The following is a 7,686-nucleotide window of genomic DNA, read 5'->3' as shown; positions in this document are numbered from 1 at the left end:
GCAAGGACGTAGCCCGCGTACGACATCAGCGCGGAAACGCCACCGACGAAGATGGTGAGGTACATGGCCCGCGGAACCCGCCGGGACGGATCGTTGACCTCTTCGGCGACATCGCCGCAGGCTTCGAACCCGTAGAACATGAACAGGCCGACAAGAGCGGCCCCCACGAAGGCAGGCAGGTAGTTGCCGTCACCCTTGCCGAACGAATCAAACAGCACGCTGATGTCATTCTTGCGTTGAAAGATGAGGAGGTAGAGGCCGAGTGCAACGACGCCCGTCAGCTCTGCCGCAAGGCCAATTCGCGCCACCCGCGACATCACCTTAGTGCCCCCGAGATTCAGCGCGAGCGCGAGAAGAAGCAGGCCCACCGCAAAGAGAAGGGTGGTCACCGGCGTTACCGGCACGCCCAGAAGACTGGAGACAAAGCCGGTGCCGAATTCCGCAACGGCGGTGATGGTCACGATCATCGCCCAGACATAAATCCAGGCCGCCATCCAGGCATACCGCTTGCCCCACAGGCGCCGAGACCACGGATAAATACCACCGGCGATCGGGAACTGCGACACCACTTCGCCCATTACGAGGGCAACGAGCAGCTGGCCGGCTCCGACGATGACAATCCAAAAGATGGATGGCGGCCCGCCGATGCTCAACGAGAAGGCGAAGAGGGAGTACACCGCGACGAGCGGTGAGAGATAGGTGAAGCCGAGTGCGATGTTTCCCCAGAGGGACATGGAGCGGTGATACGTGCCTTCGTAGCCGAGTACGGCTAAGTGTTCGGCATCTCCGAGACCGGATGTGGGGGTGGTATTAACAGACATGATTTTTACCTTTCGGGTCAGGTAAGGGAACCCCGGAAAGGGGCGTGGTGTTCGACGCTGAACGGTGTACGCGCTTCTGTGATGTCGCCACGGTACTGCACGGGGTTACGTCAGGGCCAGTGGCGAGAGGTGCTCGTGCACGGCGAGCCAAGCGCCCGCGCGATGGTGGAACACGATGGTCTCACGTTCAAGAACGGTCGTCTCGACGCCATCCATCTCCAGGGTCGTCTCGACATCGTGCATAAAAACGCCGACATCGCCGTACACCTGCACGCGCCCGTTGGTCGAGGTACAGGCGATCACCCTGAACCCCGCCGAGAGCTCCCACTCCCGCCACAGTTGCTCGTAGGATTCTCTCGATTCCAGTCGTTCGGGTGTGGTGTAGAAAACGAAGGATGCGTCGGGAGCGAAGCCCGCGAAGTATGCCTCAACATCATGTGACCCGAAGGCGTCGACGATCGCGGCAGCCGCGGCGGCCACCTCGCGTTCCCGTTGCTCGGTCACGCTACGCCTCACGGGTCGGGCTCATCGCCGAGATGATTTCGTAGGCAACGTGAGCTGCCGCGACTCCAGTAATCTGGGCGTGATCATAGGCCGGGGCGACCTCAACGACATCGGCGCCGACCAGGTTGCGCGACGCCAGGGCGCGGATGATGGCGAGCAGTTCGCGGGAGGTGAACCCGCCCGCTTCCGGTGTGCCCGTGCCCGGCGCAAAGGCCGGATCCAGCACATCAATATCGACGGACAGGTAGATCGGTCTGTCGCCCACACGCGCCAGCATTCGCTCAATGATCCCGGGCACCCCAATGCTGTCGATCTCCGTGGCATGGACGATCTGAAAGCCGAGATCACCGTCTTCAGACAGATCGCCGGTCGAATACAGCGGACCGCGGATTCCGAGATGGATGCACGAATCCGGCGCGAGAAGGCCCTCCTCCGATGCCCGGCGAAACGGCGTGCCGTGCGTATACTCCGCGCCGAAATAGGTGTCCCAGGTGTCGAGGTGAGCATCGAAGTGGATGACCGCCAGAGGCCCATGCTTCGCTGCCGTCGCTCGCAGCAGGGGAAGCGCTATCGTATGGTCGCCGCCCAGCACTACGAGTTTTGCCCCCGTCTCGAGAAGCGGGGTGGCGGCTGCTTCGATCTGCCGGAGTGCCTCGTCGATAGAGAACGGGTTGACCGCGACATCCCCCCCGTCCACCACCTGCTGTACCGCAAACGGCTCTACCTGCTGGCTGGGGTTGTACGGTCTGAGCAACCGTGACGCCTCGCGAATGTGACTGGGACCGAACCGTGCGCCGGGCCGATAGCTGACCCCGGAGTCGAAGGGGATGCCCAGAACGACCACATCCGCAACATCCACCTCGTCGAGGGTGGGGAGCCGGGCGAACGTTGCCGCGCCGGCATATCGCGGCACGACCGTGGCATCCACCTGCCCCAATTTTCCCCCGGTGGTCAGTCGCGGGGTCGGCTCAGCCACGAATTTTTTCCTGTCGACGGGCGGCGGCGCGCGCGGCCTCCGAACGATGGTTTACGACAATGTCCCGGGCGACCTGGTCGCGGGAGCCCACCAGCCGTGGGCCCTCAGGGCCGAAGGTGTATGACGGCTCCGGGAACACCAGAAGGGCGGCGACGTACAGCACGACCGCGGTGAGGATCGCCGCAATCAGGCTCAGATCGATCCCGCCCGCAGCATTGGCGAAGGGGCCGACAATCACCGGCGGATAGTTGGCGAAGAGCAGTCCAACCACGGCCGCGACGATCCAGGCGATGAGACCGCGCCAGTTGAATCCCGCCGCAAACCAGTACTTTCCGCCGGTCTCCCCTCGATTGAAAACCTGCAGCTGGCGAGCGTCGTACTGACCGCGATGCACGAAATATCCGATGGTCATGATGATCATCCACGGAAGAGTCGTCACGATAATCGCCCCGACGAAGGCGTTGACTGCTCCGAGCAGATCGAAGATCAGCCGACCGACAAGGATGAACAGGAACGCGAACGCCCCGATGGCCAGGGTTGCCTGCACCCGACTGAAGCGGGGAAAGACCGAGGAGAAGTCGAGGCCGGTTCCGTACAGCGAGGTAGTGCCGGTCGACAGCCCGCCGATGAACGCGACGACGATGAGCACCAATGCGTACCACAGCGGCGACGCCTGGATCAGGGCGACGACGTAGTCGGACTGCCCGGCCACGATCGTCGCGGTCACGACACCGAACAGGAAGGGAATGAGGGTGGCGAGTTGCCCGAGGAGGGTGGCGCCGAGCAGGTGGCGCGTCGGTGTGTTTTTGGGGATGTACCGCGACCAGTCACCGAGGAACGCACCGAACGAAATGGGATTGCTCATGACGATCAGCGTCGCCAGGATGAAGGTCGGCCAGAAGGAGCCGAGTGCGTACTGCGAGGGGCCGGGATCGTACGATGCGTCGAACACTCCCGCGAATGCGACGATCGCGAGCAGGAACAGCACGGTGTTCGCGATGACGGCCGTCTTGTTGACCAGGAGCATGAACTGGTATCCGTAGACCACCACGACGATAACGATCGCCCCGATCACCGCGTAGATGACCGTCCTGAGCACGGGGGAATCGGGAATCCCGGCGAGGCGGGTGAGCGCCCCCACTATCGCGTCGCCGCTGACCCACACCGAGATCGAGTAGAACGCGATGGCGGTGAGTAGCGAGAGAAATGAGCCGACGACTCGCCCCCTGACGCCAAAGTGCGCTCCGGACGACACGGCGTTATTCGTTCCCGTTTTTGGCCCGAATAGCCCCATCGGCATCAGGAATACTGCGCCGATGACGACACCGGCGACGGTGGCCGCAACGGCCTGCCAGAACGATAACCCGAGCGCGATGGAGAGTGTGCCCAGCAGAACCGTCGCAAACGTGTTTGCGCCACCGAACTGGATGCGGAACAGGTCGAACGGTTTCGACGTGCGGTCCGCATCCGGAATGGTATCAATGCCGTGCACCTCGACCTCCGTCACCTTCGGGCGGGGGTTGAGGGCAGTCGCCGCGGCGTCGTTGCCGGCGGCCTTCGTTGTGGTCATGGGGTGCCTTTCGGGCGCACTCAGGGGTAAGCGATTGTGTGTATGTTATGGCGAATGTTACCCCTGAGCAACATAATTATCGTATGAGGATAATGCGCATCGTCGATCTATCCGTGGCCGTCGGCAACGGCACACAGGTCTACCCGGGTGATCCGATTCCGGAATTCGAGGTGCACAGCACCGTGGCCAAAGACGGCTTCAACCTCATGTCGGTTCGAATGGGCTCGCAAACCGGCACCCATGTCGACGCGCCATTTCATTTTCAGGATGACGCCGCGAAGCTCGACGAGGTGCCGCTCGACCGCTTCGTCGGCACCGGCGTGATCGTGGATGCGACCGATCTCGGTCCCCGAGGCCGGATCAGTTGGCGGCACATCGAACCGGTAGCCGCGAGGATTTATCCCGGATGCATCGTGCTGCTGCACACCGGATGGAGCAAGCACTACGGGACTGCACAGTATTTTGAGAACCCTTTTCTCGACGCCGAAGCCTGTCGGCGGTTATTGGATCTCGGTGTTCGAACGTTCGGCATTGACGCACTCAACATCGATGAGACCCCCGACTCGACGCATCCGGGCGAGGGATTTCCTGTGCATCACCTCATCGCGGATGCCGTGGGCATCATCTGCGAAAACCTCTCGAACCTGGCAGCGGTCACGTTCAGGGATCCCTTCATCTCTCTACTCCCCATTGCCTTCGAAGACGCAGATGGCGCACCGGTACGCGCAGTAGCGATGGAACTCGAATAGGCTCGCTCGAATGACCGACGAGGTTCGAATTGGCACCCGGCTTCGGCAGGCGCGGATGAACAGAGGATTGACTCTCAAAACCGTCGCCGCCGCCGCCAGTCTGACCCAGGGCTACCTCAGCAAGGTCGAGCGGGATCAGGTTTCGCCCTCCGTCGCATCCCTCGTTTCCCTGTGCCGGGCGGTCGGGCTGAGAGTCGGTGATCTTTTCGACCCGCCGCCCTCGGCCATCGTGCGGGCAGGGCAGGGCTCCCGGATAAATTTCGGAGCGGAGGGTGCCGACGAGTTTGTGATCACCCCCGGCAGCCAAACTCAGATCGAGGTCATCCAGTCACTGATCGAGCCAGGGGGCACGGGTGGAGCAGTCCAGTACGTGCTCGACTGCGACGTCGAATTCATCTTCATCTCCAGGGGTTCGCTCGAAGTGCTGATGGGCGACGACCTAATCGAACTCGACGAGGGAGACGCCCTCACGATTGCCGGTCGTGCGCCCCACACCTGGCGGAACGCGTCATCCACCGAGCGCTGTGAAGTGCTGTGGATGCTCGCGCCGGCTCCATAAGGATTACCGCCCGGCGTCGGGTGGGCGAGGTCTACCGGTTCGTCTCCGCCGTGCTCCGCGGCCTCCCGCACTCCCGCGGCCGCATCCGTCTCACGATGGAGGTGCTGCCAGTCGCCGAGATCTAGCCTGATCGCATGACCTCAGCAGACACAGGCGACGATCTGGACCAAGCCCCGCCCCGGGCATCCGCCGTGTTCCCGTTGAACTGTTCGGCCTGCCCGCGCATCCACCCCTCTACACGCCGGCCAAGTGCGGCCCACGCCAGCCGCGGCTCGGCTGAGGTGCGGCAAGCGCAGGTTCCGGGGAATCGAAAGCTGCTTTCGCCGCACCTCACGGCGCCGGGTGACCGATAGCCGCCGGTTGTGTAGGGTGTGGCTCCGGATGCCCGGCAGAGGTGACGCCGCGCGAGAGTCTGGCGCTTGAGCCGCGCATACTGCCGCAGAAGACCCTCGAAACTCCAGCCGTTACCGACCAGCGCGACGGGCGCGTCAGAACTGGAGTCTCGGCGGGGTGCGCGAGCGCGGCGAAGGTGCGGCGCGTGCGCGGGCGCGGGTGCGCGAGCGCGGGTTGGGCCGCGGCGGCGGTCGCGGCCCGGACCTCAGTTCGCGTCTGCCTCAGTGGATATAACTCCCGCCGCGCGCTTCACCGGCGTGCGCGGCATCCCGATTGTGGCCGCGACCGTGGCCACCGCGACGACCAGCACCGCGAGGAATACTGCTGCCGAGCCGGCGGTGATCGCCGCGGGCGAGAGGGACGAGGCATCCACCGGCCCGAAGATCGCGTTGGCGATTGCGCCGAAGACGGCCACACCGATCGCGCTGCCGATTGAGCGGGCGAACAGGTTCGTGCCGGTGACGACGCCGCGCTCGTTCCAGTCGACGCTGGATTGCGCGGCGATCAGCGTCGGTACGGCGACCAGGCCCATGCCTAGGCCGATGATGAAGCAGCTGATCGCCACGATCGCGATCGACGGGGTGGCCGCGAAGAGCGCCAGGCCAAGCGTGCCCAGCACCACCAGGCTGACGCCGATCAGGGCCGTGTTCCTGAATCCGATGCGCAGGTAAAAGCGGCCCGAGAACGCGGCCGCGATAGGCCAGCCGAGGGTCAGCGCGGCAAGGGCGAGGCCGGCGACCAGCGGCGGGGCATCCACCGAGCCTTCGAGGTAGGTCGGTACGAAGGAGGTGAGGCCGATAAGGATCGCGCCGACGCCCAGGCTCACGAGCGTGGTGGTGAGCAGCAGCCGACGCGAGAACACCCACAGCGGCAGGATCGGCTCGGCCGCCCGCGACTCGACGACCACGAACGCCGCGAGCAGCACACCCCCGATGGCGAACGCGCCGATCGACTGCGGGGAGTTCCACTCCCACGCCTGCCCGCCCTGCAGCACCGCCAGGATAATCAGGGTCAGCGAGACGATCAACAGCACCGCCCCGAGGTAGTCGACCCGGTGCCGGCGCGGCTCGACCTGTTCGTGGAACGACCTGACGAGCATCCACCCGGCAATAATGCACAGCGGAATGTTGATGAAAAACACGCCGCGCCACGCGCCCAGCTGCGAGAAAACACCACCCAGCGTCGGGCCGACCACCGCCGAAATGCCCCACACGCTCGCCAGGTAGCCCTGCACTTTCGCTCGCTCGGTAAGTGAATAAATGTCGCCGACAATGGTGATCGACGTCGGCTGCACGGCCCCGGCGCCGAGCCCCTGCACGGCGCGGAAGGCGATCAGGGCGGGCATACTCCACGCGACACCGCACAGGATCGACCCCAGCAGAAACAGCCCGATACCGATCAGGATGATGGGCTTGCGCCCCACCACGTCCGACAGTTTCGCGTAAATCGGCACCGTCACGGCCTGGGCCAGCAGGTACACACTGAACAGCCACGGAAACAGCGCGAAATCACCCAGGTCGTTCACGATCGTCGGGATGGCGGTGGCAAGAACCGTCGCGTCGATCGCCACCAGCCCGGTCGTCACCATCAACGAGATCAGGATGGGGCCGCGCTCAGAGCGAAAGCCGACGTCGGGGGTCACCCTGAGGTCAAGCCGCGGCGGCCGCGGGGCATTCCCCTCGGGGCTGCGCGGCCCTCGCCTCGGGGCTGCGCGGCCCTCCCCTCGCGGTTGCGGGGCCCTCCCCGAAGGCCTGCGCGGCACCCCGGGATTCACGTTCCGGAATCGAGAACGCCACTTTTGCTGCCTAAACCCCGGCAGACCCAGCAGAAGTGGCGTTCTCGGCGCGGATTCCGCCGCCGCCCGCCCTCCCAGCCGCACGTGACAGCATGGGGGCATGCTCGACCCCGCCTGGGCCGCCACCCGCCCACTGCTGTGGATCGCGCTCGTCACCCTGGTCGTGCTGCTGGTGCTACGCACGATCCGCAAGGATCGCCGCGAATACCAGCGTTTCAAGCGCTACCGCGGGACGGTGAAACGGCAGGCGATGCTCCGCAAGTGGCTCCGCGAGTCGTGGCTCACGTTCGGCGGCATCTCGGCCGGGGTGCTGCTGCTC

At 64.6% G+C, this 7,686-nt stretch carries 8 protein-coding genes and 1 pseudogene; 4 read left to right on the top strand and 5 right to left on the bottom strand.

The features are described from left to right. The 4 genes from RMN95_RS08450 to RMN95_RS08435 all read right to left on the bottom strand — a co-directional run. The coding region (locus RMN95_RS08450; RefSeq protein WP_309616489.1) for an amino acid permease at positions 1–821 on the bottom strand (821 nt) is incomplete at its 3' end. A gap of 105 nt (positions 822–926) precedes the next feature. Further along, positions 927–1,325, bottom strand: a complete 399-nt coding sequence (locus tag RMN95_RS08445; protein ID WP_309616488.1) for a nuclear transport factor 2 family protein — start codon at positions 1,323–1,325, stop codon at positions 927–929. 1 nt (position 1,326) lies between these two features. Continuing rightward, a complete protein-coding gene (gene speB, locus RMN95_RS08440; protein WP_309616487.1) occupies positions 1,327–2,301 on the bottom strand; it encodes an agmatinase in 975 nt (324 codons plus the stop codon). Beyond that, positions 2,294–3,871: a cytosine permease gene (locus RMN95_RS08435; RefSeq protein ID WP_309616486.1), complete on the bottom strand. Its 1,578-nt coding sequence runs from the start codon at positions 3,869–3,871 to the stop codon at positions 2,294–2,296. Before RMN95_RS08435 ends, speB begins: the two co-directional genes overlap by 8 nt. Before the next feature lie 83 nt (positions 3,872–3,954). On the opposite strand from RMN95_RS08435, the gene RMN95_RS08430 reads away from it, so the two are divergent. The 3 genes from RMN95_RS08430 to RMN95_RS08420 are packed head-to-tail and all read left to right on the top strand — an operon-like array spanning position 3,955 to position 5,304. Further along, entirely contained in the window at positions 3,955–4,620 is a 666-nt protein-coding gene (locus RMN95_RS08430; protein WP_309616485.1) for a cyclase family protein, read from the top strand. A gap of 10 nt (positions 4,621–4,630) precedes the next feature. Next, positions 4,631–5,179 carry a helix-turn-helix domain-containing protein gene (locus tag RMN95_RS08425; protein WP_309616484.1) on the top strand — a complete coding sequence of 183 codons (549 nt, stop codon included), beginning with the start codon at positions 4,631–4,633 and terminating at the stop codon, positions 5,177–5,179. Continuing rightward, complete coding sequence (locus tag RMN95_RS08420) at positions 5,155–5,304, top strand: hypothetical protein (protein WP_309616483.1); 150 nt, start codon at positions 5,155–5,157, stop codon at positions 5,302–5,304. Before RMN95_RS08425 ends, RMN95_RS08420 begins: the two co-directional genes overlap by 25 nt. Positions 5,305–5,777: 473 nt before the next feature. Here RMN95_RS08420 and RMN95_RS08415 read toward each other — a convergent pair whose 3' ends face one another. After that, entirely contained in the window at positions 5,778–7,160 is a 1,383-nt protein-coding gene (locus RMN95_RS08415) for an MFS transporter (RefSeq protein WP_309616490.1), read from the bottom strand. 307 nt (positions 7,161–7,467) lie between these two features. Between RMN95_RS08415 and RMN95_RS08410 the strand changes: the two are divergent. Further along, positions 7,468–7,686 (top strand): annotated as a pseudogene (locus tag RMN95_RS08410) (CPBP family intramembrane glutamate endopeptidase); the annotation flags it as partial.

Source organism: Salinibacterium sp., assembly GCF_031364185.1.
Classification (GTDB): Bacteria; Actinomycetota; Actinomycetes; order Actinomycetales; family Microbacteriaceae; genus Rhodoglobus.
This window is presented reverse-complemented; position numbering and strand designations above follow the sequence as displayed.